Below are 25,515 nucleotides of genomic sequence, written 5' to 3' on the forward strand. Positions count from 1 at the left end.
GGTGACCCGGCCCACAGTGGGCGTCAACCTGGACGACTGGTCCGTACAGACCCTCTCCTTATGGACGTGATTGACTGTCCTTGGACTGGCACTCGGGTTGACGGAGTGCCAGCCTCGGAATAACCTTCGGCATTAGCACTCTCCCCGTGAGGGTGCTAACCCCGCGCTTCGATCCGGCACCCGCGACGACGGATCGACGGTGGGCCGACTTGCATACAAGACGATCAAGCCCCAGGAGGGTCAGCACGTGACCACCGCGACAAAGGTGACGATCAAGCCGCTTGAGGACCGCATCGTGGTGCAGGCCAACGAGGCCGAGACCACGACCGCATCCGGCATCGTCATTCCAGACACCGCCAAGGAGAAGCCGCAGGAGGGCACCGTAGTTGCGGTGGGTCCCGGCCGCTTCGACGACAACGGAAACCGTGTGCCGCTGGATGTCGCCGCCGGCGACGTCGTTATCTACTCGAAGTACGGCGGCACCGAGGTCAAGTACGGCGGCGAGGAGTACCTCGTCCTTTCCGCCCGCGACGTCCTCGCGGTCATCGAGAAGTAGCTTCCGCAGCGCCGCCGCCCCGGAGCCGCCAGATTCCTGGTGCGCCACCCGGGGCGTTCGGCGTGTGGGGCTGGGACGTCCGAAGGGACCACTGACACTTAATGTCCAAGATCCTGCGTTATTCCGATGACGCTCGCAAACGCCTTGAACGTGGCGTCAATACGCTCGCCAGCACTGTGCAGGTGACGCTCGGCCCCAGGGGCCGCAACGTCGTGCTGGAGAAGAAGTTCGGTGCCCCGACCATCGTGAACGATGGCGTCACCATCGCCCGCGAGGTCGACCTGACCGACCCGTACCAGAACCTTGGCGCCCAGCTGGCCAAGGAGGTCGCCACCAAGACCAACGACGTGGCCGGCGACGGCACCACCACCGCCACGGTGTTGGCGAACGCGTTCGTACACGCCGGCCTGCAGAACGTGACCGCCGGTGCGAACCCGATCTCGCTCAAGCGTGGCATCGACCTGGCCGCCAAGAAGGTCTCCGAGCTGCTGCTCGAGCGGGCCGTCGAGGTCTCCGGGAACGCGTCGGTCGCGCACGTGGCGACCATTTCCTCCGGTGACCAGACGATTGGCGAGCTGGTCGCGAAGGCGTTCGAGGTGGTTGGCAAGGACGGTGTGATCACCGTCGAGGAGTCGAACACCATGGTCACCGAGCTTGAGGTGACCGAGGGCATGCAGTTCGACAAGGGCTTCATCTCGCCGCACTTCATCACCAACGTCGAGGACGGCGAGGCGGTCCTCACGGACACGTACGTCCTGCTCGTCTCCGGCAAGGTGTCCGCGATCGCCGACCTGCTCCCGATCCTGGAGAAGGTCGCCGAGGCCAAGAAGACCCTGCTGATCATCGCGGAGGACGTGGAGGGCGAGGCGCTTTCCACGCTCACCGTGAACGCGATCCGCAAGACGCTGGTCACGGTCGCCGTCAAGGCGCCCGCGTTCGGCGACCGCCGCAAGGCGATGCTGCAGGACATCGCGATCCTGACCGGTGCGCAGGTGGTCAGTGAGGACGTCGGCCTGAAGCTGTCCGACGTCGGCATCGAGGTGCTGGGTACGGCCCGGCGCGTCACCGTCACCAAGGACGCCACCACGGTCGTCGACGGCGGCGGCTCCGCGCAGGACGTGGCGGACCGGGTCGCGCAGATCCGGGCCGAGGTCGAGAACTCCGACTCCGACTGGGACCGAGAGAAGCTCCAGGAGCGGCTGGCCAAGCTGGTCGGCGGCGTCGCGGTGGTCAAGGTCGGCGCGGCCACCGAGGTCGAGCTCGGCGAGCGCAAGCACCGTATCGAGGACGCGGTCTCCGCGACCCGTGCGGCGCTTGAGGAGGGCATCGTGCCCGGCGGCGGTTCCGCGCTGGTTCACGTCGCCGCCGAGCTCGCCGACGGCCTGGGCCTGACCGGCGACGAGGCCACCGGTGTCTCAGTGGTCCGCAAGGGCCTCACCGCGCCGCTCCGGGTCATCGCCGAGAACGCCGGCCTCAATGGCGGCGTCGTGATCAACAAGGTCGCCGACCTGCCGATCGGCGAGGGTTTGAACGCCGAGACGGGTGAGTACGTCGACCTGATCTCCGACGGCGTCGTCGACCCGGTGAAGGTGACCCGCAACGCGGTCCTCAACGCCGCGTCCATCGCCGGCCTGCTGCTCACCACCGAAACCCTCGTGGTGGAAAAGCCAGAGGCGCCGGTCGGTGACGACGGCCAGGGCCACGGCCATGGTCACGGCCACTAGCTAGACGCTCTTCGCAGGGCCCGCGGTCTTCCCGACCGCGGGCCTTGTTCTTTGTTGCGCCTGCTTCTCCGGCCACGCGCGCCAAGTCCCCGGTCACGCGCGAATGTAACGGTACGGCTAGGGTGCGGCGCGAAACTGTCGTACCCGACCCGAAAAATCGCCCCACCCAGTGACGGGTGGGGGGTGGGTTCGAGGACCAATGTTCAACTAAAAATCAAGGTCCACCTCTCGACCCACCCCCCGCCCGTTCAAAGGGAGGGGGAAAGAAAAACAGACACGTACGACAGTTTCGCGCCGCACCCCATGGAGAAAACAGAACAATCGGGCCCGACGGAGCGCCAGTTGCCCATTCGGAATGGGCAACCGGAGCTCCAGCGGACACCGATTGTCTGGGTTGGCAGGCCGCGCGGTTACCCCAGTTGCGCGGACAGCGCCGGTCGCCCGGTGCCGATCACCTGTTCCCGCTCGGACTCTGACAGGCCACCCCAGACGCCGTACGGCTCCCGGACCTTCAGTGCGTGCTCGCGGCACGACTCAAGGACTGGGCACGAGGCGCAGATGACCTTGGCTTCGTTTTCCCGGCGTGCCCTGGATGGGCCGCGCTCCCCCTCTGGATGAAAGAACAGAGCGCTGTCGACCCCTCGACAAGCGCCCTTGAGTTGCCAGTCCCACAGATCGGCAGTGGGACCTGGCAGCCGACGTACATCGGCCATCACTGCCTCCTCGCTGAAACACCGGCGACAGCAAGCACTACCGCCCCCAAAAGTCGGACCATCGGCCCGACCCATAACGGCGACCGTACAACCGCGCCATAGGTTGTTCAAGAGGTTCGTTGCAAACATTGTTCGACGTTTGTCATCACCGTCGAATCATCGCTTTCTGTAACTTCTTGCCAAACGGGCTTTTCACCGCAAAATATGACTTACCGGAAGCGCCCTGCCAGGGCCACCAGTTCGGCCCGAAATCCGCCCCGATGTGGACGAGGAAAACCAAAACTCGACTTGCCGTCCGCAAATCCCGTGCGATCCTGACACCTGTGTCGGTCCAGCTAAGCACGCACCAACCCGAGCCCGACGGCGCCGGTCAAACCGGCGACGGCGGGGCCGCAGAGGTCGAGCTAGTGCTGACGGTAGCGGCGGTGGCCCGCCGGCTCGGGGTGGCTCCAGCGACGTTGCGGACGTGGGCGCGGCGGTACGGCCTGGGGCCGTCTGGGCACGAGAGTGGCACCCACCGGCGTTACACCGAGCGAGACTTGGGCCGGCTGCAGGCAATGCGCAGGCTCACCTTGGCTGGCATGCCGGCGGCCGACGCGGCCCGTTCGGTGCTGTCCACCGACGCGCGCGCTGGCAGCGTCTCCCGCGCCCCGTCGCAGCGCACCTCGACCGCGGTCAACGTGGTCGCGCCGCCGGCGGGGACACCCGTCCAGCGCGATCTCGTACGCGCCGCCAACAGCATGTCCGCGGCCGCGGTGAGCGATCTTGTCCGCCGCTCGATCGCCGCCCACGGAGCACTGCTGACCTGGCGTGACCTGGTTGAGCCAGTGCTCGACGCGGCGTCCCGCCGGTGGCCGAACGCGGCGGACTGTACGGCCGTGGAGCGGCTCGTCGGCTATGCCGCCGACACCGCCTTCCGCGACTACGCGGCCCGGCTCGCCGAGCCGGTCGGGCGCCGCCCGCTGTTGTTCGGCTGTGCGCCGGGGGAGCACCACCAGCTGCCGCTTTCGGTGCTCGCGGCGGTGCTCGCCGACCGTCACATAGCGGTCCGCAACCTGGGTCCTTCGGTGCCGGCCGACGCGCTCGCCGCATCGGTCCGCAAGACCGGCGCGGCCGCGCTGCTGCTGTGGGCGGAGTCCATGACGACCGCGGATCCTGCCGTGCTGGCGAGCCTGCCAGTGACCCGGCCGCGGACCGAGATCATCACCGCCGGCCCCGGCTGGCAGTCCGTCGCGCTGCCCCGCAAGGCGCGACACGTACGCGGCCTCGACAGCGCCGTCAGTGCTCTCATGCATGCCGTTTCATCCTGACTGTGGACGAGTTCGGGTCGCGACTGGCCCGGTCCGCGGCAGTTGGTGAATACGGAGTCGTGCTGGCCGCCACGCCCGCGTACGAGCGTGCGCCCGATCCGGTCGGTCTGATCCGCGACGATCCCATCGGAGTGGACCAGACGTCACTGGGAGTGATCGCGCGAGCATCGACACTTCGCCAACTTGGCCGGTATCTGGACGCTCGAAAGTGTGACGAAGCCGCCGAGCGGGCCGTCGAGAACCGGACGCTCCAGGCGTCCGCCCGGCTGGGGCTGGCGGCGGACGCGGTGGGTACGGCGGATCCGTCGCTGGCCCGGCAGTGGCTGGCCGCCGCCGGATCGATCGAGGACGCTGCCGTACGAGTGCTGGCCGGTTGGGTGGCCACCGAGATCGCGCTGATGAGCGGTGACGCGTCGGCGGCGGTCTCTGGGTCGGCCGAATGCGTCTCGCTGGCCCGGCAGGCCGGTCTTCGCTGGCACCTCGCCAAGAGTCTGCTCTTCGCCGGGGTCGCCCAGGTGGTCGGCGGCCGCGCCGAGGCCGGCCTCGGTGACCTGGTCGAGGCGGCTGCGGCGGCGCGGGCGTACCCAGCGCCCGCGGTCGGCTGGGTCGTGGCCGCGGTGCTCGCCGACCACGATCCGAACCGGCGGCAGGCGTGGCATGCGGAGGCAGTGGCGGCGGTCGGCGAGATCGCCGATGGGCTGCCCTCGGACGTACGGCTGGAATGGCTCGGCCGTTCGGACGTACGGCGTTTCACGGTGTGACCGACATCGCAAGAGCCGAAGAGGAAAGGATTCCTGCCACCTAACGGCAGCTGAGGGTGACCGTACGGCCGCGAAAAATGGCCCCCGCCGCCGGTATATGCGCTGGTCTAGGCTGATTTTCCGAACTGTCCGGGTGCGGACAGTCCCACCGGGCTTACGTACCGGAGCGGGGCGGACGATAGAGTGTCGTCGGCCCACCTCCAGGGTTTACCGTCTGCTGTTCGGCGACAGGTGCCGAATGTGGTCACAGCCGTAACGAGAGGGATCACCGCCGCGATGGATGGGAAGGACGGCGAGCGGGAGCTCAGTGCCATCGCCGCCCGCGCCGCCTCAGTGGACCCCGTGGACTCCGAGGCGATCGCCGAGTTGCTTACCCGCATCAGGCCAATGGTGGTCCGTTACTGCCGGGCTCGTCTGGGGCGCACCGGTGGCGGCGCGTACACGACAGCGGACGACGTGGCTCAGGAGGTGTGCATCGCGGTGATGTCTGCCCTTCCCCGTTATCGCGATGTCGGACGTCCTTTCAGCGCGTTCGTCTTCGGGATCGCCTCACACAAAGTTTCGGACGCGCATCGCGGCGCGAGCCGTGATCTCAGCCAGCCTGTCGAGGTTCTGCCGGACGTCATCGACTCTGCCAACGACCCGGAGCAGGCCGCGCTCGCGGCTGATCGGGCCGCGCGGGTGCACGAGCTGCTGGGCAACCTGTCCGACATTCAGCGTGAGGTCGTGCTGCTGCGGGTCGCCGTCGGGCTGTCCGCCGAGGAGGCCGGCTCGGTGCTGGGGATGTCGCCAGGTGCCGTACGGGTGGCCCAGCACCGCGCGCTGAACAGGCTTCGCGAGATGGTGCAGTCGAGTGCCAACGAGGTGTCGGCATGAGCTTTCGAGACCCCCGTGAGTCCGGCAAGCGCAAAGCCGCCGTTGACATTGGTGCGTTGAACCGCGACGAGTCGCTGGTCAGCGCGCTTGGTCGCGGCGACCGCCCGCACGGCGTGAACGGCGACCCGGTCGTCGACCTGCTGTTCCGTTGGCGTGCCGACCTGGACGTGGCCGGCAACACCATTGAGATCTCCGCGCCGCGCGAGCCGGTCGGCGCCGGTCCGGTCCGCGAGCCGGCGAACAACCCCACCCGGTTCTTCGGCCGCGCCGGTCGCAAGATCCTGGTCGCCGCTGCGGTCGCGGTGTTCGGCATCGGCTCGGTCGGCGGCGTCGCTGCGGCCACCGGGGCCGGACCGGACAGCACGTTCTGGCCGATCGCGCTGGCCCTGAACACCGAGCGGGCCCGATCGGTGCAGTCCTCGCACGAGGTCACCGCGATGCTGAACAAGGCCGAGGCGGCCATTCACGCCGGCCAGCTCAGCGTGGCCGCCGACCAACTCGCGAAGGCCCAGACCGCGCTGGCCGACGTGCAACCCACCGACGGAGCGGTCGCGCTGAAGGCGCGCCTTGAGGACCTGCAAAACCAGCTCGCCCGGCTACGCGGCGAGCCCCCGGCCTCCGGCCGACCCACTGCCCCCGGCTCACCGGGAACCGGTGCCGCGAAGCAATCGGCGCCGAACACCCCTGGCGCGCACCCGCGACCGTCCGCCACCGCGCACCCGGGCGCCCCAGCGCCCACCGGCTCCGCCGCCGGATCGCCCAGCTCCCCGATCACTCCAACGATCAGCCCGACCAAGCCGGGAAACGACGGATCGGACAAGGCCCAGCCGCCGTACCAGCGTTAAGATTCCCGCCGTGGCTGACTGGTGTTGATCTTGGTTAGTTGGCCCACCCAAAACGGACATCGGTCTAAAATATCCGTTTTGGATAGGCCAACTAATCAAGATCAACAACTATGGTGTCGCGAACTTGACGTTGTGGTAGCCCGATGCGGCGACGAACTACTCGTCGGAGTCGGCAGCGGCGTCCTGGATGCCGTCGGCGTAGCCGCGGGCATATTCCCAGATGACGTAGTGCGCTGGGTTCGGGTTGTAGGCCGGCTCGTGGACGCGGCTTTCGCCGGCTTCCAGGAGGTGGCGGAGGTTGGCGCGAAACAGGCTCCAGCCGAAGTAGTGCGGGATCTGGCAGTCCTCGCACTCCACCACCAGGCCGAGATAGCCCTTGGGAGCGAGCAGCGCTTCATAAACCTCAAGGTCGGCCAGGTCGTCAAGCACGTCCTGGCGCTCGGCTGGGCTCAGCGGCATCGCGCTGGCGCTGTCCAGCTCGGTGTTGTCGAGTGCCCGGGTCGGGTCGGCGGGATCGCCGGCGAACGGGTCCATCGGCTCCTCGTGCACGCCACCACCGTAGCCCGCCGGCCGAACCGGCCTGCCTCTGGGCAGCGCCGGGCGGAGTTGATCTTGATCGTACGAGCCGCCAGCCAACCGGCAACGAGCCACCCGCCAACCGAGGACGAGCCGCCCGCCAGCCGACAACGTGCCGGCCACCGCGCAACGCGCGAGCAGACCGCCGTGCGCCAGTGCCGCTCACTCAGCGGACGTACGCGGTGGTGGGGAACGGCACGTACCGGGCCTGATCAGGGCGGCGAACAGGATCGCTACGATGGAATGACCTTCCCAGCCACCTCATCGCCTTACCGGCCGCGTGCCGGGGAATCGAGATCCGCTTCTATGGCTGCCGCTGAGTCCGACTTCCCGCCGGTGCCCGACATGAACCTGCCGATCGGCCTCACGTTCGACGACGTGCTGCTGCTGCCCGCGGAGAGCCGGATCGCGCCCAGCGGCGCCAACACCAGCACCCGGCTGACCCGGTCGATCTCGCTGCGGATCCCGCTGCTGTCGGCCGCGATGGACACCGTGACCGAGGCCCGGATGGCGATCGCGATGGCCCGCCAGGGTGGCATCGGGGTGCTGCACCGGAACCTGTCAGCGGAGGACCAGGCGTCCCAGGTCGACCTGGTGAAGCGGTCCGAGGCCGGGATGATCTCCAACCCGATCACCTGCTCGCCGCGGGACACCCTCGCCGATGTCGACCAGCTGTGCGCGAAGTTCCGGATCTCCGGCGTGCCGGTGGTCGAGGAGGGCGGTCTGCTGGTCGGCATCGTCACCAACCGGGACATGCGGTTCGAGACCGACTTCTCCCGGAACGTACGCGAGGTCATGACCCCGATGCCGCTGGTCACCGCCCCGGTCGGGGTGGACACCCAGACCGCGCTCGGCCTGCTTCGCAGGCACAAGGTGGAGAAGCTGCCGCTGGTCGACGCCTCCGGCCGGTTGTCCGGGATGATCACCGTCAAGGACTTCGCCAAGCGCGAGGCCTACCCGCTGGCCACCAAGGACGCCTCCGGCCGGCTGGTGGTGGCGGCCGCGGTCGGCGTTGGCGACGATGCCTACAAACGCTCTCGGTTGCTGATCGACGCGGGTGTCGACGTGCTGATCGTGGACACCGCGCACGGGCACTCGCAGATGGTTCTGGACATGGTCCGGATGCTCAAAAAAGACACCACGGTCGAGGTCATCGGCGGCAACGTGGCGACCGAGGAAGGCGCCCGGGCGCTGGTCGAGGCCGGCGCGGACGCGGTCAAGGTGGGCGTGGGGCCAGGCTCTATTTGTACGACCCGAGTCGTTGCCGGGGTGGGTGTCCCACAGGTCACCGCGATCAACAACGCGGCCCGTGCGGCCCGGCCGGCGGGCGTGCCGGTGATTGGCGACGGCGGCATCCAGGCCAGTGGTGACATCGCCAAGGCGCTGGTCGCCGGCGCTGACACGGTGATGCTCGGTTCGCTGCTGGCCGGCGTGGAGGAGAGCCCGGGTGAGCTGATCTTTATCAACGGCAAGCAATTCAAGTCCTACCGCGGCATGGGCTCGTTGGGCGCGATGCAGTCCCGCGGCCAGGCCCGCTCGTACTCCAAGGATCGGTACGGCCTGGACGACGTGCTCTCCGACGACAAGCTGGTGCCGCAGGGCATCGAGGGCCAGGTGCCCTACCGCGGCCCGCTGGAAGCGGTCGCCCACCAGCTGGTCGGCGGGCTGGCGGCGTCGATGGGTTTCGTTGGTGCCACCACGATCGAAGAGCTGCAGCGACACGGCAAGCTGCTCCGGATCACCGCTTCGGGGCTGCGCGAGTCGCACCCGCACGACGTACAGATGACGGTCGAAGCCCCGAACTACTCCGGCCGCTGAGGCTGAAGATGGGTGACATCGTGCAGATCGGCATGGGCAAGAGTGCCCGCGAGGCGTACGGGCTGGACAGCGTGGCGATCGTGCCCTCCAGACGGACCCGGGACGTGGACGAGGTCTCGACGCACTGGCAGATCGATGCCTTCCGGTTCGACATCCCGATGGTGGCGCACCCGTCGGACGCGATCATGAGCCCGCGAACAGCGGTCGCGGTCGGTCAGCTCGGCGGCCTCGGCGTGCTGGACGCCGAGGGTTTGTGGTGCCGTTACTCGGATCCGGAGCCGCTGCTCGAGCAGATCTCCGAGAAAGCCGACGGTGCCACCGGCTATCTGCAGGAAATCTATGCCGAGCCGGTGCGGAAGGACCTGATCGAAGAACGGATCCGGCAGATTCGGGACAGCGGCGTGACCACGGCGGTCCGGATTTCCCCGCAGCACACCCAGGACCTGGCCCCGACGGTGCTCGCGGCCGGCGTGGATCTGTTGGTTATCCAGGGCACCATCGTTTCGGCCGAACATGTGTCCAATGTGGACAGTGCGCTGAATTTGAAGCAGTTCATCGCGGACCTGGACACTCCGGTCATTGTCGGCGGCTGCGCGGACTACAAGACCGCGCTGCACCTGATGCGTACGGGCGCGGCCGGGGTCATCGTCGGCATCGGCGCGGACGCGTGGAGCACCACCGATCGAGTGCTCGGGATCCGGGTGCCGATGGCGACCGCGATCTCCGACGCGGCCGCCGCCCGGCGGGACTACCTGGACGAGACCGGCGGCAGGTACGTGCACGTCATCGCCGATGGCGACGTGACCTTCAGCGGTGACATCGCCAAGTCGATCGCCTGCGGCGCGGACGCGGTGATGCTCGGCGAGCCGCTGTCCGGAGCCGCCGAAGCGCCCGCTCGGGGCGCCTGGTGGGAGTCGGTGGCGGCGCATCCGAAGCTGCCGCGCGGCCAGTTCGCGGCCGCGCCGGAGGAGGCGTTGGGCACTCTGCGTGAGTTGCTGCTGGGCCCGGCGGACAGTCCGGACGGTGACAAGAACCTGTTCGGCGCGTTGCGCCGGGTGATGGCCAAGACGGGTTACTCGGATCTGAAGGAGTTCCAGAAAGTGGAACTGGTGCTGGATCGGAACTGAGTGCTGCTGCGTACGACTCTGTATGCAACGGCAACCCGATGGCATGGATCTTTGCGTTGTCCCGCAGGGCGAAGCGTGGTCCCAATAAATGATTGAATTGGCAAGGATTAACCCTCTGGACATCGGATGTCGACACAGAGTCGCCAACGAATCACGCGCTGGTAATATTTTGTGTGTTACTTATCGCACTAAGATGTTCTGACCACATTTTTCTGGCGGATTCCTAGCCTTACCCACCGTGTTTCTGCCACCATGGGGCGTCGCCTACACCGGCGTAGCGATGGCTCACAATTGCGCGTACATAACTTGCATGCGTTCGCCAGACGTCGACCGCGGGGGGCCCGGTCGCAGTGTGAATCCGTCCCTGCCCCGGGGCGTGGAGGAGGCAAATGTCGTCCATGCGGCTGGGCGGCACGCAACGTGCCCCAAGCGGCGTCCGCCGGTCGTTCCTGGCGATGGGCTCCGCGGCTTTCGAACAGGGTGAGGGAGCCCGCGCAGGTGCCCATCGGCACCGCCGGGGCATCGACTCACGAACAGTTTTCGCGCTAGTCATCGCCGCCGGTCTGGTCGGCATCGCGATCGTGGTCGAGCAGTGGTGGGTCGCCGCTGGCCTCGCCGTCGGGCTCGCCGCGGGTCTGTGTTGGGTGAGCGGCCTGCGCCGGCACAGTGTCGTCGGCACCGCCACCGCCATCATGTGGTGGGCCGTGACCGCTCCCGTGGTGGCCGCGGTGGCTGGCCTGCACGGCCCGGCCGCCGATCCGGTGATCCAGCTCAGCCAGTCCGCCGGGTCCATCCTCTTCACCGGCGTCCTGGTCTGGTTGCTGGCCGTCCTCCTGCCCTCCCGCAGCTCCTGGCTCAGCATCATGGTGTGCTGGGCTATCAACGCGTCCGCGGCCGGCCCGCTGGCGCTGCTCGCGCCCGGCGTCACTGTGCTGATCGGATGGACCATGATTGCCACGTACCTGTGTTGGCGCACCGGCGCTGTCGGCGCTTACGTCACCAGGGTGCGCGAGCGGTCCCGGGTGTCCCGGCTGTACGAGCAGTCCACCGGTGAGCAGCGCGAGATCATCGACCGGCTGGCGGACGCGCCGCGCAAGGCCACCGTGCTGCACCAGATGTCGGTGCCGCGGGACTTCGGCGCCCGCCTGCAGTTCGACGCGTACGTGGTGGCCCAGACCGGCGTCTACGGCGTGATGGTCGCCGACGCGATCGGTCGCCTGCAGCTGAACGTCTCGGCCACCCGCCGGGTCGCGGTGGAGAACCGCAGCATGGACGACCTGCTGCTGGACGCGGCCGTCAGCGCGTACGCGGTCTCCGACGCCCTCCGCGTGAGAGTGCTCCCGCTGGTCGCCCTGCCCGGTGCGACCTTCCCGCCGCAGTATCCGGGCGTCGTACCGGCCACCGTGTCGCCGCGCGAGCTCGACGGCCCGGTCGACGTGGTGATGTTGGAGCCGTCGCTGCTGGTCGACCGCATCTGCTACGGCGAGACCATCTACACCCCGACCCAGCTGGACATGATCGTCCGGCGGGCCCGTTCGGTGCTCTATCCGACCGAGCAGGCCCCGGCGCATCGCCTTCCGGTCGCACCAGATCGACTCCCGACCGTGCCGTTGGACGCCCCGCCGGCACGGCCGGTGCCGAGGTCCGCGCCGGTCCCGGTGGCGCCGCGGTCGCAGGTCAGCCCACAGGTCACCCGCCGCAGGGTGGCGCAGGCGCTGCAGCGACAGATGCCGGTCCGTACGGACTTCCCGCGGGTCCAGCCGCCACCGATGGCCGCCGCCCCGGTCGAGCCGGTGCGGACCGGCCCGACCTGGGATGACCAGGTCTGGGGCCGGGCCGCCGGCAGCGAGTCGATGGCGAACCAGCAGGCGTGGAAGCCGTATCAGGTGGCCGAGCGGATCGAGGCGCCGGCGCCGGTCGAGCGGCCGGTGAGCGCCCCGACGAGCCGGGATAGTGCCGAGCTGATCCTCGGTCCCGGTGTCGAGGTCATGTGGTTCGACGACAGCGGCGCGTGGTCCGGTTGGGTATGTGCGACCGGTGTGGTACGCCTCTCGCACGTCCCGAACGGTGCCGTCGACACCGGCCTCAACCCCGGCGACCGGGTCGTCTGGGTGGTGGCCCGTACCGAATGGGACCGCGCCATCGCGGAAAACCGGGCCGTCAGCCCGTCGCTGATCCAGCCCGTACGAGCCGAGATGCTCCAGACCGTCTGAGGTTCTTTACCCCGCAACGCCCCGTTCCTTGCGCCAGCCGCAAGGAGCGGGGCGTTGCGGACGTCTCATGGCCCTGTCCACGTCTACCGCGGCACAACCCTCCGGGCTGGATTTTCGTCGAGTGCGGGACTTTGTTCTGCGCTCGACGTCGAGTGTGGGTTAAAGTCCCGCACTCGCCGCCAGGCCCCCCACGGGGCATGCGGACATCAGGCGGGCACGACGGCTTAGGAGGAGCGCGGCGATGGGGCGGCGGTGCCGGACGGGGTGGGGACGGGCGGTACGACGACGGGCTGGCGGGCCTGGAGGATGAAGAAGGTGACAGCGCCGACGACGGCGACCAGGACGGCCACGCCGACCAGCACCTTCAGGGTGAGGCCGACGTCGAGAGAGGAACGCTGTAAGGCCGGCAGCGACACCTGGCCGGTACGCCGGTCCACGACGACCGGGATCCGCTGGCCACGGCGGTACGCGGCCGGGTCGACCAGCGTCAGCGAGACCTCGTGGTCCGGGACAGCAGCGTCATGGGGGTCCTCGACCAGCAGCCGCAGCTCCACGTGTCGTACGGGCCGAGCTCCGGCGGCCGCGCGTCGCCAGACGGCCACCGCTGACAGCACGGTCGCGGTCGTACGTTCGGCATCGTCATCCACCGGCACACCAGGGCGTTTCCAACGGGCTCCTCAGCGGCGGGTAGTGGGAGGTTGGCCAGAGCCGGTCCGGGTGGCAATCTATCGTGAACCGGACGCCGGCTCGCGGCAGCCGGCCAGCGGTGGAACGGGGTGACATCAGTGGCATCGAACGGCTCGGGTGGGCCGCTGCGGCGACTGCTGCGTCGGCGGTCGCCGGGAGACGCCGATGGTGTGTTCGTCAGCAAGGTGAGCGAGGACCCGGAGCGGGAGCAACAGCAGCTGCGGATCCGCCGGCTGGTCAGCTGGCTGGTGCTGATCTTCGGCGCGGCTGGCGTGTTGACGTTGGTCGCCTCGTGCGTGGCGACCGTACGCAACACCGCCGGCTGGACGGCCTGGCTGGTGCCGCTGGTCTGCTTCGTGCTGTCGGCCGGGCTGCTGCTGCTGGACCGCCGGCTGTCCGAGCACCCGCCGATGAGCGTGGAGGTGCCGGTCAACCTGGAGCCGGTGCTCAAGGAGATGTCGATCGCCTGCGTGGACATCGACCGGCTGGCCGGCCAACTCTTCGAGGCCGAGCGGGCCAGCCAGGTGCTCACCGGTTCGTACGCGCGGACCGACGAGTCGATCGACGCGGCCGGCGAGGCGCTGGCCGCTGAGCGCGAGGGCGACGTGCAGCGCTCGGTCTCGTTGCGGGAGCAGATCCGGGTAAGGGCGCAGGCGATCATGGACTTGCGGGACGAGATGGTGGCGCAGGCCGGCGAGGCAACTCCGTTCTCGTACGATGGCCAGCCCATCAGCAACCCGCTGTCGCCGGTCACCGAACCAGCTGAGCGGGGCACGGCCGGCGTGGAGCCCACCGTCGACCCCTGGCAGTATCAACCGGACCAGCCCGGCACCTTCGCGGCGCAGCCACCGGCACCCCCGGTCGACCCCTATGCCCCCGCCGCCCAACCGCAGACGACTCCTTCGTGCCCTCCCCAACCCGGTTATCCACAGGGCCAGCTGTATCCGAATCAACCGATTTCGTCACCCTCGGTATCGGCCGCCTCGTCGTTGCCGCCGAGTGCCGGCGGTCCGCCGGCGGCCCCGGACCCCGCTGGCCAGGGCCGTTCCGTCCCGCGTGTATCCACAGACGGGACAGAGGGTGATAGTTCGCCCAACCGGCTCTGATCTCGGCCCGATATCTGCGACCATGGACCGTGCCGACATGTTTACGCGGCGTGATGACGCTGCCTGTGGATGCGTTGCGCGGCGCGGGTACGAGAGCAGGAATGATGGTAGGTAGCAGCCCCGCCGGAGGTAGGCGGAGCACCGAGAGGCGGGACAGGGAGTTCACTCGATGACTAACGACGGCGTGCGCGGTCGCGACGGCGCGCCCGCACACCCGGGCAGCCAGTCGTCCGGCCCGTCGACGACCCCTGGGTCGGGGCAGCCGCCAGAAGCGGTCGAGGATCCGAACGAGGTCACTCAATACGTGAGCAGGGGCCCGGTGTTCCGGGCGCCCGGTCGCGGCAAGCAGGCCGGCGCCACTGGTACGGCCGGTGCCGCTGGTACGACTCCGGCGCAGCCCAAGACGGGTTCCGCGGCGGTCCCGCCGCAGTCCAGCCGGCCGGCCACTGGACAGTCCGCTGTCCCGCTGTCCGGAGCTCCGGTCTCTGGTCCCGCGCAGCCTGGTGGTCCGCTGCCTGCTGGTCCGCGGCCGGGTGGTCCGCAGTCGGGTCGGCCGGCGTCAGCACCGCCGGCCGCTGGTCAGGCGGCTGTTCCGCAGCCAGGTCAGGCTGGTACGACGCAGCTGCCCGCCGGGCCGACGTACAGCACCCCGACGTATAGCGAGCCGACATACAGCGTGCCCGCGTCCGCCCAACCCCAGCCGGGCCAGCCCCAGCCGGGGCGTCCAGCGTCCGGAATCCCTGCGTCCGGAATCCCAGTGTCCGGTGGCCCGGTCAACGCGCCGGCGAGCGCGCCTCCGTCGTTCCGTACGCCCGCCTCCGGCCCGCCCAACGGGTGGTCGCCGGCGCCGGGTCCGACCGGCACGCAGCCCGCGGTTGGCCCCGGCCGGGGCCCCAACGCGCCGGTCGGCCGGGCCACCCCGGTGCCGCCAGCCCCCAGCTCAGCCCCGCCGGGCTCGGTTCCGCTCGGCTCGGCGCCTCCCACCATCGGCATTCCTGCCTCCGGAATGCCCAGCTCGGGGATGCCTACCTCGGGGATGCCCAGCATGCCCCAGCCGGCCGCGACGGTACGGCCACCGGCGGCCCGGCCAGGCACGGCGCCGTCCGCGTGGGCGCCACAGCCCGTCAGCGCGGCACCACTGGCCGCGCCGCCGCCGGCGTACGCCCCGCCGCAGCAGATCCCGTCTCCCGGGACGTACCAGCCGGCCCAGCCCGGGGTGTATGTGCCGCCGCCGGCGAGCGGCCAGCCGGAGGTCCCGGCCGGCAAGCCGAAGGGCCGCAAGGCCAAGCAAGCCAAGCAGCCGAAGCAACCGAGGCAGCCAAGGCAGAAGAAGGGCCGCCAGAGCGCCGCCCAGCCTCCGCCGGTCGACCCCAACGACCCCGGCTTCCAGGTCCAGGGCGGCACCGTGGTGCCCACCGGTGCGGCCCGCAAGCGCCGCTCCAGCCCGCTGGCCGGCGGTCGCTGGATGCAGTTCGCGGTGAAGACCCTGATCGTCGTCGTGCTGGCGGTGATCGCGCTGAACGGCGTCTATCGGCTGGCCGGCAAGGCGTTGTACGACCCGCCCACCGCCCCGGCCGGCTCGAACTTCCCGACCCAGGCGGCCTCGGCGTACGCGACCCGGTTCGCCCAGGCGTATTTCTCCTGGGACGAGAACAACCCGCAGAACCGCTCGACCGCTTTGCAACCTTTCTTCCCCAGCACCACCAACCTGCAGTTGGGCTGGGACGGCAAGGGCGTCCAGCAGGTGATCGGCAGCCCGATCCCGGCCGGGGTGTCGGCGTCCGACGACCAGCACGCGGTCGTCCAGCTCACCGCGTATCTGAGCCCCGGCGGCTGGACGTGCATGCAGGTCGGGGTCTTCTCGCCGAACCGCGGCCAGACGCTCGCGATCACGTCGTACACGGCCTATGTGGCCTGCCCAGCGGCCGCGCCGGTGACCGTCCCGAACGTGACCGACGAGGACGGCACCCTGGAGGCGCAGCTGTCGCCGGTGCTGAACTCTTTCTTCCGGGCGTACGGCGCCTCCAGCTCGGACCTCCCGCTCACGCTCTCGACCGGGTCGACCGTGACCGGCCTCGCGGGCAGCGTCAAACTCGTGTCGGTGGACCGGGTGATCGTGCCGACGGCGACCAAGGGCGCCGATCCGAACCAGCGGGTGGCCACCGTCAACGTGTCGTGGCAGACCCCGTCCGGTGGCGTGCTCGCGCAGTCGTATCAGGTGACCCTGATCAAGGTTGACCGGTGGGGCGTGCTCAGCCTCGCCGGCGGCGCGCCGAGCTCGGACATCGCGCCGCAGCAGGGCGGGGTCGCGCCGAACCCGTCCGGCAACCAGGTGCCAGCCACCGGCCAGTCGCCGAGCGCGGGAGCGCACGCCGGCAGCCCGTCCAACTCCCCGCCGGCCGGCGGGCAACCGTCCGCCAAGCCGTCCGGACCGGCCCGCTGAGGGCCGATCACCATGCGCCTGGTTTTGCTGAACAGCCGCGAAAGGAAGATGAAAGTCCATGTCACTGCTCGACACCGCGGTTCAGGTCGTCACCAGCGTGCACGCGAGCGCGCCGCTGGCCGCGCCGTCCGGGAACAGCATTGCGCAGAACCTGCAGAACTTCGTCGCACCCATCGCCGGGATCCTGATCGGTCTCGTCGGACTGAAATACCTGTTCGGGGAGAACCGGTCGCTGGCCGGCTTCATCGGGTTCGTTTTCCTGGGGGCGTGTGTGTTCGCGCTGATCAAGTTCGGCGACACGATCCTCGGGGCGCTCGGCGGCATTCTCAACGGCATTTTGAGCTAGCTCGGCTGACCAGGGGAGAGGGAGCGCCATGATCGTCCGGACGTTCACCCACGCGTGGAACATGCGCGTGCGTATCTACGCGTTCGACGACATCCGGCTGCCGGTCAAGAACGGCATCTCCATCCCGCAGGTGCTCGCCGGGCTGGCCGCCGCGGTGGTCTGGGTGCCGCTCTGCCTGCTCCTGGGCGTACCGAACTGGGTCGGCAACCTCGGGTTCGCGACGATGATCATCGCGGTGCCGCCGGTGATCGTGCTGCTGTACGCGGACCGGCCGATCGCGCACGAGAAAACCTCTGAGGAGTGGCTGTCCTCGTGGCTGGTGCGCCAGTCCGAGCCGCGCCGGCTGGCCGCGCTGACCGGTGCTCCGCCGAGCCGTCGGGTGCTGCTGACGGCCTCCCGGTGGGTCCCGGACAACCAGTTGGACGGTGACCCGAGATGACCGCTTATCTGCTGCTGATCATCCTCATCGGCGCCTTTCTGTACGTCGGCGTGCGGCGCTGGGAGCGTACAAACGCGGCCCGGAACATCCCGACTCTGCCGGAGCGGCTCGCGGTCCGGTATTTCGACGACCAGATCCTGCTGACCGACACCGAGGCCTGGACCTATCTTCGGCTTCCCACGGTTTCCGTGGAGTTCCGTACGGCGGACGAGTGGGACCGGCTGATTTCCAGCTACGCGCACGGGATGGCTGGTCTGCAGGACTGCCAGATTCACCTGAAGACGGTCTTTCGCGAATACAACATCGCCGACTGGGCGGAGCGGCTGGACAACCGGACGACCATCGGCTCGCCGGGCTGGCGCAACCTGCTGGTGGCCCAGCAGCAGCACCTGTGGAGCGAGCAGTTCCTGCGCAAAGAGGTCTATCTGGGGGTAAGGCTGGGCACCCGGGTCACCGAGACCACCGGGATGATCCGCTCGCTGCTCACCTCGCTGTCCAAGTTCGTGTCGTTCAGTGCCGAGCTGTTGGTGGGCGAGGACGACGTGGTCGACCAGAAGGAGATCGACCGCTGGCAGGGCTCGGCCCGGCCCATCCACCGAGTGCTCGCCGGCAGCGCTTTTGGCGCGGTGCCAGCGACAGCGGCCGAGGTGGCGTGGCTTTTCCAGCACCAGATGCATCCGGCGATGCCGGCGCCCTCGGTTTCCCACAAGAGCGCCAAACCCTGGGGTCGCGGCGAGGTGCAGCACCTGGCCGAGGGTTTCATCGACAACGCGGAAAGCCCGTACTATCTGAAAATCACCCAGCCGAACTGGGATTTCGTCAAGCAGCACGAGGCGCACGCGCAGAATTCGAACACCACCACGCCCCAGCGGTTCTTCGACTCGTACGTGGCGACCCTCTGCGTTTCCCGCATTCCCAGGGAAATGGACACCTGGGACGGCAACCCGTGGATCCACCACGCGGAGGACCCGTCGCTGGGTTTCCCGGTGGAGTTCTCGGCCCGCTGGGAGATTCACCCGCCGCGCAAGGCGAAAAAGGACGTCGAGAAGCAGATTCAGAAGGTGGCTGGCCAGCGCCGGCACATCCAGGAGGCCGGCGCCGAGGTGCCGACCGGCGTGCAGGACGCCTTCGCGGACGGCCGCCAGCTGGACGTTGACGTGGAGCGGCAACGCAAATACATCGTGTACGGCGCCGGCCGGCTGATGGTCTCGGCGGAGGATCCGGACGAGCTGACCCGGCGGTGCGAGGTGCTGATCGAGCACTACCGGAACATCGGCATCGACGTGGCGTGGACGCCGAACGACCAGCTCCGGCTGTTCACCGAGCAGTTCCCCGGCGACAAGACCCGGCTGCGGGTAAGGGCGTACCGGCAGGTGCAGGAGCTGGAGGCGATCGCGGCGGGCCTGTTCACCGCGTCCAACAGCCTCGGCGACGGCGAGGGGCCGTACATCGGGCGGACCACCGGGCGCAGCCAGGAGATCGTGCATTTCGACCCGCTTTTCGCGCCACGCAACAACAAACCGCCGGGCATCGCGATCGTCGGCGCGCCCGGTGGCGGCAAGACCTTCACCACCCTCACCATCGCGTATCAGACAGCTTCACGCGGCATCACCACCGTTTTGCTGGACCCCAAGGGCGACGCCAAGGGACTGGCCACTTTGGGTGGTCTCGGCGACGTGCGAATCCTCGAGCTGGGCAGCCGGATGGCCGGCCTGCTGGACCCGTTCTCGCTGGCCGAGTCGCGCGAGGAGGGCACCCTGCTGGCGATGGAGACGATGCGGCTGCTGCTGGGTGGGGAAATGACCGCCGAGCGGGAAAACGCGATCGTCTCGGCAATCCGGCAGGTGGCCGTCCTGCCGTACCCGAACCTGCGCAAGGTCGTCGAGCTGCTGCTCAAGGGCGGCGTTGAGACCATGAACGACAGCCGCTCGGCGTACACCGATCAGATGATCTCGGTGGCCAAGAGCGCCGGCAACCTGCTGGAGGTGATTTCCGAGCTGCCGCTGGGAAACCTGTGCTTCTCCAGTGCACGCTCGGATGTGAAGATCGCCCGCGACCGGCTCACCATCATCACCCTCGCCGGGCTTTCGCTGCCGTCCGCGTCGACCCCGCAGGACCGCTACACGTACGCGCAACGACTGTCGGTGACGCTGCTCTACCTGGTCACCCACTACACCAGGACGCTGATCGTGGACCCGCTGTTCACCGGCCCGAAGGCGTTGGTGATCGACGAGGCGTGGGCGCTGACCCAGACCACCCAGGGCGCGCAGCTGATCGCCGAGGTGTCCCGGCTCGGCCGGTCCCGCAACACCGCGCTCGCACTGGTCAGCCAGAACGCGAAGGACCTGCTGGCCGAGGACGTACGCAACTGTCTGACCACGATGTTCGTGTTCCGGTCCGAGGACGCGGAGGAGATCACCGCGGATCTGGAACTGCTGCGGATCTCCGACAACCCGGAGCACCGGCAGGCGGTCGCCACCTTGCCGACCGGCCGCAACTCCGAGTGCATCATGCGGGACATTCGCGGCCACGTCGGCACCATGCGGATCGACATGTCGTATTTGCCGGAGGTCACGGTGGCCTTCGACTCCACGCCGGACGACGGCACCGGCCGGGTGCAGTCCTCGGCCCGCCGGATCGTCACCGACGTGACCGGCCGGGTGCTGGGCGTGGTCGACACCGAGGCCGAGGCGGAGGCGCTGCGCGCCCGGATCGAGGCCGAGACCGGCGCGCCGGTGACGATCAAGCCCGATGAGTCAGCCGTACCAAGCGGCGCTCCCTCATTGACCAAACCGGACACCGGGCCGCACGATGGGCCGGCGGCACAGCAGTACGAAGACGGGTCAACGGCGACCTCATCCAACCTCGCGGGCGCCCGCTATGTCGGCGGACCTCCGCTCGGTCAGTAGTTTCCCCAGCGGACTGAGGAGCACCTTCATGGCGGCAGCCCACGCTGCACCAGCGACGACGCCCGTCACCGGCATCCGGGTCGGCCGGCTCGCCGGCGCCGACCGGGCGTTCCTGGACAGCGTCGCCCGGTCCAGCCGCCGGTCCGCGAGCCGCGGCCCGCTCGGTCTCGTGCACCGCAACCGCCGCTCGCTGGCCCGGCTGGGCCGGCGCGCGACCGGCCTGTTGATGATCGCGATGGTGATGGTTGGCATCGGCATCTCCGGCGCGCAGCCGGCCGCCGCGCTGCCCGGCATCAACCCCGCCAACACCACCTGCAACCGCACGCCGTTCGTGCCAGAACGGGCCGATCAGGGCGTCATGTCGCTGATCTCGCTCAGCGGGGTGAGTGCTGGCACGCCGCTGGTGAGTCAGGCGGCCCAGGCCGCCGCGGCGGCGGGCTCACCAACGGCGGCTGGTGCGGCAGGCGACCTGAAGGGATCGATCTGGGGCCAGTACGGGGCGGCTGGCACGTACTGGACGACCTACCAACTGGACTGCACGGACTTCGTCGGGCAGATCTTCAACAACGTGTCGAACCAGGTGTTCCAGTTCGCGAAGATCATCAGTGTCGTCACGATCAACGTCTTCCAGGTCACCTTTACCGGCGACATCCTGCGGTATTTCCTGGCCAGCAATGGCGGTGCTCCCTCGCTGCTGGACCAGGTGATCGCGCAGACCCACGCCACCATTTACTCGAGCCTTTTCGCGGTCGCGGTGCTGATTGCGGCCATTGTGATGTTGTGGCGTTTCCTGTTCGGAAAGCTGCCGGCCTCCACGTTCTGGGGCAAGTTCATCCAGATGGTTTTGGTGGCCGGCCTCGCGACCTTCATTTCGGTGGGCGCGAACTTCTCCGGAATGCTGAACTGGGTCAACGACCAGACGGTGACCATCTCGTCGACGATGATCTCGGCGTTTTCCAGCCCGGACTGTGTCAGCGACCCGAGAAACTGGGCTGGTACGACCACCGCTACCGACTCCACCCGGGTGAGTGCGGTCGGCTGCGCGGCCGACGCCCTCTACCGAGCGACTGTCTTCAGTCCTTGGGTGATCGGTGAGCTTGGCACGTACGACGAGACCGTTGGTGGCCGCATTTTGCACCAGCAGGCTTACTCGTACCCGGACATCAACAACAACAAGAAAGATCCGACCCTCTACACCTCAGGCGGGGGATCAGGTACGAACCTGAGCAGCTTCAAGGACAAGAAGGACGACCGCGACTCGATGCTGACGTCCGTCTTCGGGGTGAATTCGCTGGAAAGACTGAACGTCATCAGCTACTCCGACATCACCGCTAACAAAGATGCCGGTTATTGGCAGTATTACAGCGGCGGGCAGGCAGGTGGCCGGTTCCTCATCGCGCTGCTCGCGCTTTTCGCCAGCATCATGGTCGGCATTATCATCCTGGCGATCTCGGTGAGTTATCTGCTGTTGGAAATCTCCAGCATCATGTTCGCGATGCTGGCGTTGCCGGCCGCGCTTTTCGGCCTGATCCCAGGGTTTGGCATGCGGGTGTTCCTCAGATGGGCGGAGCTGTTGCTCGGCTCGTTCGCCAAACGGATCGTGCTTGGCCTGTTCGCCGGCCTGGTCATCGGGCTTTACCAGGCACTGCTGAACGCCAACGGCGTGCCGTGGACGATCAAGATTCTCTTCATCACGCTGGTCGCTGCTTTTGGCCTGCTGTATAGGAAACGTTTCGCCGAGGCGTTCACCTTCAACTTCTCCGGCAGTCGAAGTTTCTACGAACACGGCGAGGGCAGTCAGCGGTTGCTCAGCGGTTACCTGAGCAAGGTGGAGAACATCGCCCAGAAGGGCGACCAGGTCGAGGCCATCGCGAAGACCGCGGCGACTGCCGGCATGGGCGGTGTCGGCGCGGCCGCCGGTGCGGCCGGCGCGGGCGCCGGCGGCGGTGGTGGCAGCCAGACCGGCGACCGGATCCGCTCGATCGGCAACTTCCTGCCCGGGGTGCTGCGGGCCGGCGCCGACGACACCAAGACCACGCACGGCGAGATCCCGGTGCCTAGCCAGCCGGTGCCGCAGCGGCCGCAGCCAGCGCCGGCGGACAGCGGCGCCGCTTCCAGCATCGACCGGCTGGCCGCCAAGGCGGACCGGGCGGCCGGTGCGCTGGACAGTGCGGCGGCCAGCAGCCGGGGCGTCAGCGCGGGGTCGCAGCGTACGTCCAACGTGGTCTACGTCCCGCCGCCGCACCAGCCGGCCACCCCGCCACCAGCGGGCGCCCCGGCTCCGGAGCGGGTGCCGTCCCAAGGGGTCCCGATGCGGGACCGTAGATGAGCGTGCCGGCCGGGAAACGAGGACTCATTTTCGGCGGCGCTCTCGCCGTCGTGTTGGTGCTGGTCGTGGTGGTGGTCTATTTCGGCGTGATCCGCTCCGGTGACACGCCCACCCAGGCCGCGTCCGTGCCGGTCATCCCGCCGGCGCCGGCCTCGCTCACGCCCAGCCCGACCGGCACCCCCGGCCCGGCGCCGACCGGGTTGTCCTCGCCAGGGCAGATCGAGGCCTCGCTGGGGCTGCCCACCACCGACAGCGTCGGGGACGTGGCGCCCGAGGCCACCCCGGGACTGGCCGGCGGCAGCCTGATGGAGACGACGGCCCGGGTGTTCGCGGCCCGGTTCTCGGTCTACGCACCGCTAAGCAGCACGTCGTCGGCGGACTGGGTCGCCTCCTGGAGCCCGATCGCGGTGCCAGCTTTCGCCAGTGATGCCAGCGATCTGATCCAGCAGTACTACAAGTTCACGTCCGACCAGGGTGTGAAAGCCACCAACCCGAGGGTGACCGCGGCCGTCCACGTCTGGTCCGGCATCGCCCCGGACGGCCCTGCCCAGCTGTGGCGGGTGACCGTACAACGAACGCTGGTCGCGATCGACGGCTCCACCCGCGCGGACACCGAGCAGACGGTGTCCTGGGACATCGAGCTGCGGGACGTGGCAAGACCGCTGGTCATCGCCACCATGACCGCCGACCCCCATCGGACCGCGCCTCCCCGGGAGGACTGACCGTGTCCCGTATGGGCATCATCATCGCAGCCAGCGTCGCGTTCGTCTCGATGCTGATGGGCATCACCCTGTTCACCACTCTCACCGGTTCGTCGCTCTACTCCAGCATCAGCACGTACGCGATGTGTGGCGGCCCCGACGGGGTCGGAGGACTGCCGATCGTGAGCGCGCCCAACGGCAAGCTGCTGGATCCGCTGAAGGGCGCCGGCACCAAGACCAGCCCCTTCGGACCGCGTACCAACCCGATTACCGGCCAGCAGGAAGGCCACCTCGGCCAGGACTTCGCGGCGCCGCTGGGCACCCCGATATACGCGGCCGCCGCCGGCACGGTCGTCAAGTCCGGCCCGGCCACCGGCTTCGGTGAGTGGATCGTCCTCGACCACCAGATCAACGGCCAGAAGATCTCCACCGTGTACGGGCACATGTACGCCGACGGCCTGCTGGTCAAGATCGGTGACGTGGTGACCGCCGGCCAGCACATCGCCAACGTCGGCTCGAACGGCCAGGCCACCGGACCGCACCTGCACTTCGAGGTGTGGGTGGGCGGCCGGCTGACCGGCGGCAAGGCGGTCGACCCGGTGCCGTGGATCGGCACCGGCACCCAGGCCGCCGACGTGTCCGACGTGAGTACGCCGGCACCGCCCGCTGACTCGGAGCCGGCCGGGCAAAGCAACGCGCAGTGGCTGCCGCAGCTGATGCCGAGCCCGCCGTCCGGCCGGCAGAACACCCTGACACCGACCAAAGACCAGATGGACAACGTCAAGACGATCGTCGGCGTCGGCAAGGGCATGAGCGTCCCGCCGCGCGGCTGGGTGATCGCGGTGGCGACCGCGATCCAGGAATCCAGCCTGCACAACACCGACCAGGGCGACGCCGCTGGCCCGGACTCCCGCGGCCTCTTCCAGCAGCGGGACAGCTGGGGGCCGCTGTCCGAACGAATGGACCCGGCCGGTGCGTCCGGGCTGTTCTACCGGGCCCTGGAGAAGGTGCCGGGGTGGCAGAGCCTGCCGCTCACGGTGGCGGCCCAGACGGTCCAGAGGAGCGCCTTCCCGGACTACTACGCCAAATGGGAGCAGGCGGCGGTCAACCTCGTACTGGCCGCCATTGGAGTGGCGCCGATCTCCGGCCAGGGTGGTGGCGGCCTCGACACATCGTGCATCGGTGTGGACAACGTCAACGGGCCGGCCGGCGGCAGCGATATCGGCAACAAGGTCGCCGCGGCGGCGCAGCGCTGGATCGGTACGCCGTACATCTGGGCCGGCGGCGACGCGCACGGCCCCACCGCCGGCGACGGCAGTGGCCACGGGGTGGTGGGCTTCGACTGCAGCGGCCTGGCCCTCTATGCGTGGGCCCAGGTGGGCGTGACTCTTGAGCATCGGGCGACACTGCAGTACAACGTGGGGCAGAAGGTTCCGCGCGGCCAGGAGCAGCCAGGCGACCTGGTGTTCTTCCACAGCGCGGGTGATACGCCCGGATTCATGCACCATGTCGGGGTCTATATCGGCAATGGGAAGATGGTCGAAGCTCCCGATGTGGGCTTGACCGTACGGATCAGCAGCCACGTGCTCGACAGTTCCGAATACGCGGGTGCGGCGCGGTTTACACCGACTGCCGCCTAGCGGGGGCCGAGGGGGGAGAGGGAATGATGGATCTTTCCGGTCCGATGGACGAGGGTGCTTCCGTTCTGTTAGAGCGATGGTGAAAGCCGGCTGGGGATGAAGGCGTCGCGGATGAGGCAGTGGCTGGGCGGCCGGCTGCCGACCCGGGCCAATGCCGCTGACCTGGGCCGCTGGCTGGTCCGGGCGGCGCTGGAGCCAGCGTCGGCCGACATCAAGCGGGCCACCCCGACCCCGCGTAAGAACTACCGCCGGGCGTATTCGATCGCCCTGGTCGGCGTCGGTGCGCTGACCGGTCTCGCGCTGCTCAACAACCGCCAGGCGTTGGCTACCGCGATGCTCATCGCGGTAGGGCTGGGGGCCGCGTTCGTGGCCGGCTCGGTGCACCGCAGCGGCCTC

Annotated in this window: 22 protein-coding genes; 18 read left to right on the forward strand and 4 right to left on the reverse strand. The window is 68.8% G+C overall.

Annotated features, from left to right (window positions below; genetic code table 11):
• Positions 1 to 247: 247 nt before the first annotated feature.
• Entirely contained in the window at positions 248 to 556 is a 309-nt protein-coding gene (gene groES, locus ABD301_RS08835) for a co-chaperone GroES (RefSeq protein WP_163567714.1), read from the forward strand.
• A 101-nt stretch (positions 557 to 657) separates the two neighbouring features.
• Entirely contained in the window at positions 658 to 2,280 is a 1,623-nt protein-coding gene (groL, locus tag ABD301_RS08840; RefSeq protein ID WP_344308786.1) for a chaperonin GroEL, read from the forward strand.
• A 410-nt stretch (positions 2,281 to 2,690) separates the two neighbouring features.
• Here the strand turns inward: groL and ABD301_RS08845 are convergent, their stop codons facing one another.
• The gene (locus tag ABD301_RS08845; protein ID WP_163567715.1) at positions 2,691 to 2,993 is read right to left on the reverse strand and encodes a WhiB family transcriptional regulator; all 303 of its coding nucleotides are present in this window, start codon (positions 2,991 to 2,993) and stop codon (positions 2,691 to 2,693) included.
• 323 nt (positions 2,994 to 3,316) lie between these two features.
• Between ABD301_RS08845 and ABD301_RS08850 the strand changes: the two genes are divergently transcribed.
• The 4 genes from ABD301_RS08850 (at position 3,317) to ABD301_RS08865 (ending at position 6,785) form a co-directional block, all read left to right on the forward strand.
• Positions 3,317 to 4,303 (forward strand): MerR family transcriptional regulator, encoded by a 987-nt coding sequence (locus ABD301_RS08850; protein WP_344308789.1) that lies wholly within the window; start codon positions 3,317 to 3,319, stop codon positions 4,301 to 4,303.
• 2 nt (positions 4,304 to 4,305) lie between these two features.
• On the forward strand, positions 4,306 to 5,064 hold the full coding sequence (locus tag ABD301_RS08855; protein ID WP_344308791.1) for a hypothetical protein: 759 nt from the start codon (positions 4,306 to 4,308) through the stop codon (positions 5,062 to 5,064).
• A gap of 276 nt (positions 5,065 to 5,340) precedes the next feature.
• Entirely contained in the window at positions 5,341 to 5,940 is a 600-nt protein-coding gene (shbA, locus tag ABD301_RS08860) for an RNA polymerase sigma factor ShbA (RefSeq protein WP_425551908.1), read from the forward strand.
• Positions 5,937 to 6,785 (forward strand): hypothetical protein, encoded by an 849-nt coding sequence (locus ABD301_RS08865; RefSeq protein ID WP_344308795.1) that lies wholly within the window; start codon positions 5,937 to 5,939, stop codon positions 6,783 to 6,785. The genes shbA and ABD301_RS08865 overlap by 4 nt, the downstream gene beginning before the upstream one ends.
• A 156-nt stretch (positions 6,786 to 6,941) precedes the next feature.
• Here the strand turns inward: ABD301_RS08865 and ABD301_RS08870 are convergent, their stop codons facing one another.
• Entirely contained in the window at positions 6,942 to 7,319 is a 378-nt protein-coding gene (locus tag ABD301_RS08870) for a DUF5319 family protein (RefSeq protein WP_344309102.1), read from the reverse strand.
• Between the two features lie 348 nt (positions 7,320 to 7,667).
• Between ABD301_RS08870 and guaB the strand changes: the two genes are divergently transcribed.
• The 3 genes from guaB (at position 7,668) to ABD301_RS08885 (ending at position 12,519) form a co-directional block, all read left to right on the forward strand.
• On the forward strand, positions 7,668 to 9,179 hold the full coding sequence (gene guaB / locus ABD301_RS08875) for an IMP dehydrogenase (protein ID WP_163567721.1): 1,512 nt from the start codon (positions 7,668 to 7,670) through the stop codon (positions 9,177 to 9,179).
• Positions 9,180 to 9,187: 8 nt separating this feature from the next.
• A complete protein-coding gene (locus tag ABD301_RS08880) occupies positions 9,188 to 10,306 on the forward strand; it encodes a GuaB3 family IMP dehydrogenase-related protein (protein WP_344308797.1) in 1,119 nt (372 codons plus the stop codon).
• 389 nt (positions 10,307 to 10,695) lie between these two features.
• Positions 10,696 to 12,519 carry a hypothetical protein gene (locus ABD301_RS08885; protein ID WP_344308799.1) on the forward strand — a complete coding sequence of 608 codons (1,824 nt, stop codon included), beginning with the start codon at positions 10,696 to 10,698 and terminating at the stop codon, positions 12,517 to 12,519.
• A 224-nt stretch (positions 12,520 to 12,743) separates the two neighbouring features.
• Here ABD301_RS08885 and ABD301_RS08890 read toward each other — a convergent pair whose 3' ends face one another.
• A complete protein-coding gene (locus ABD301_RS08890) occupies positions 12,744 to 13,166 on the reverse strand; it encodes a hypothetical protein (RefSeq protein WP_344308801.1) in 423 nt (140 codons plus the stop codon).
• A gap of 129 nt (positions 13,167 to 13,295) precedes the next feature.
• Between ABD301_RS08890 and ABD301_RS08895 the strand changes: the two genes are divergently transcribed.
• Positions 13,296 to 14,312 (forward strand): hypothetical protein, encoded by a 1,017-nt coding sequence (locus ABD301_RS08895; protein ID WP_344308803.1) that lies wholly within the window; start codon positions 13,296 to 13,298, stop codon positions 14,310 to 14,312.
• A gap of 603 nt (positions 14,313 to 14,915) precedes the next feature.
• On the opposite strand, the gene ABD301_RS08900 is transcribed toward ABD301_RS08895, so the two are convergent.
• Positions 14,916 to 15,407 (reverse strand): hypothetical protein, encoded by a 492-nt coding sequence (locus ABD301_RS08900; protein WP_344308805.1) that lies wholly within the window; start codon positions 15,405 to 15,407, stop codon positions 14,916 to 14,918.
• Here ABD301_RS08900 and ABD301_RS08905 point away from each other — a divergent pair.
• The 8 genes from ABD301_RS08905 to ABD301_RS08940 form a co-directional block, all read left to right on the forward strand.
• On the forward strand, positions 15,358 to 16,755 hold the full coding sequence (locus ABD301_RS08905; RefSeq protein ID WP_344308807.1) for a conjugal transfer protein: 1,398 nt from the start codon (positions 15,358 to 15,360) through the stop codon (positions 16,753 to 16,755). The two genes, ABD301_RS08900 and ABD301_RS08905, sit on opposite strands and share 50 nt — an antisense overlap.
• A 58-nt stretch (positions 16,756 to 16,813) precedes the next feature.
• Positions 16,814 to 17,101, forward strand: coding sequence for a hypothetical protein (locus ABD301_RS08910; RefSeq protein ID WP_163573502.1), 288 nt, complete (start codon positions 16,814 to 16,816; stop codon positions 17,099 to 17,101).
• A gap of 28 nt (positions 17,102 to 17,129) precedes the next feature.
• Entirely contained in the window at positions 17,130 to 17,540 is a 411-nt protein-coding gene (locus ABD301_RS08915) for a hypothetical protein (RefSeq protein WP_344308810.1), read from the forward strand.
• A complete protein-coding gene (locus ABD301_RS08920; RefSeq protein WP_344308812.1) occupies positions 17,537 to 20,449 on the forward strand; it encodes an ATP-binding protein in 2,913 nt (970 codons plus the stop codon). Before ABD301_RS08915 ends, ABD301_RS08920 begins: the two co-directional genes overlap by 4 nt.
• A 28-nt stretch (positions 20,450 to 20,477) precedes the next feature.
• A complete protein-coding gene (locus ABD301_RS08925) occupies positions 20,478 to 22,778 on the forward strand; it encodes a hypothetical protein (RefSeq protein WP_344308814.1) in 2,301 nt (766 codons plus the stop codon).
• Positions 22,775 to 23,500 carry a hypothetical protein gene (locus ABD301_RS08930; protein WP_344308816.1) on the forward strand — a complete coding sequence of 242 codons (726 nt, stop codon included), beginning with the start codon at positions 22,775 to 22,777 and terminating at the stop codon, positions 23,498 to 23,500. Before ABD301_RS08925 ends, ABD301_RS08930 begins: the two co-directional genes overlap by 4 nt.
• Positions 23,501 to 23,511: 11 nt before the next feature.
• Entirely contained in the window at positions 23,512 to 25,119 is a 1,608-nt protein-coding gene (locus ABD301_RS08935; RefSeq protein WP_344308818.1) for a peptidoglycan DD-metalloendopeptidase family protein, read from the forward strand.
• A 111-nt stretch (positions 25,120 to 25,230) separates the two neighbouring features.
• Positions 25,231 to 25,515 (forward strand): hypothetical protein (locus tag ABD301_RS08940; protein WP_344308820.1); only part of this gene is annotated, 285 nt, incomplete at its 3' end.

The sequence above is a fragment of the Fodinicola feengrottensis genome (assembly GCF_039530045.1).
In the GTDB taxonomy this organism is placed as follows: domain Bacteria; phylum Actinomycetota; class Actinomycetes; order Mycobacteriales; family HKI-0501; genus Fodinicola; species Fodinicola feengrottensis.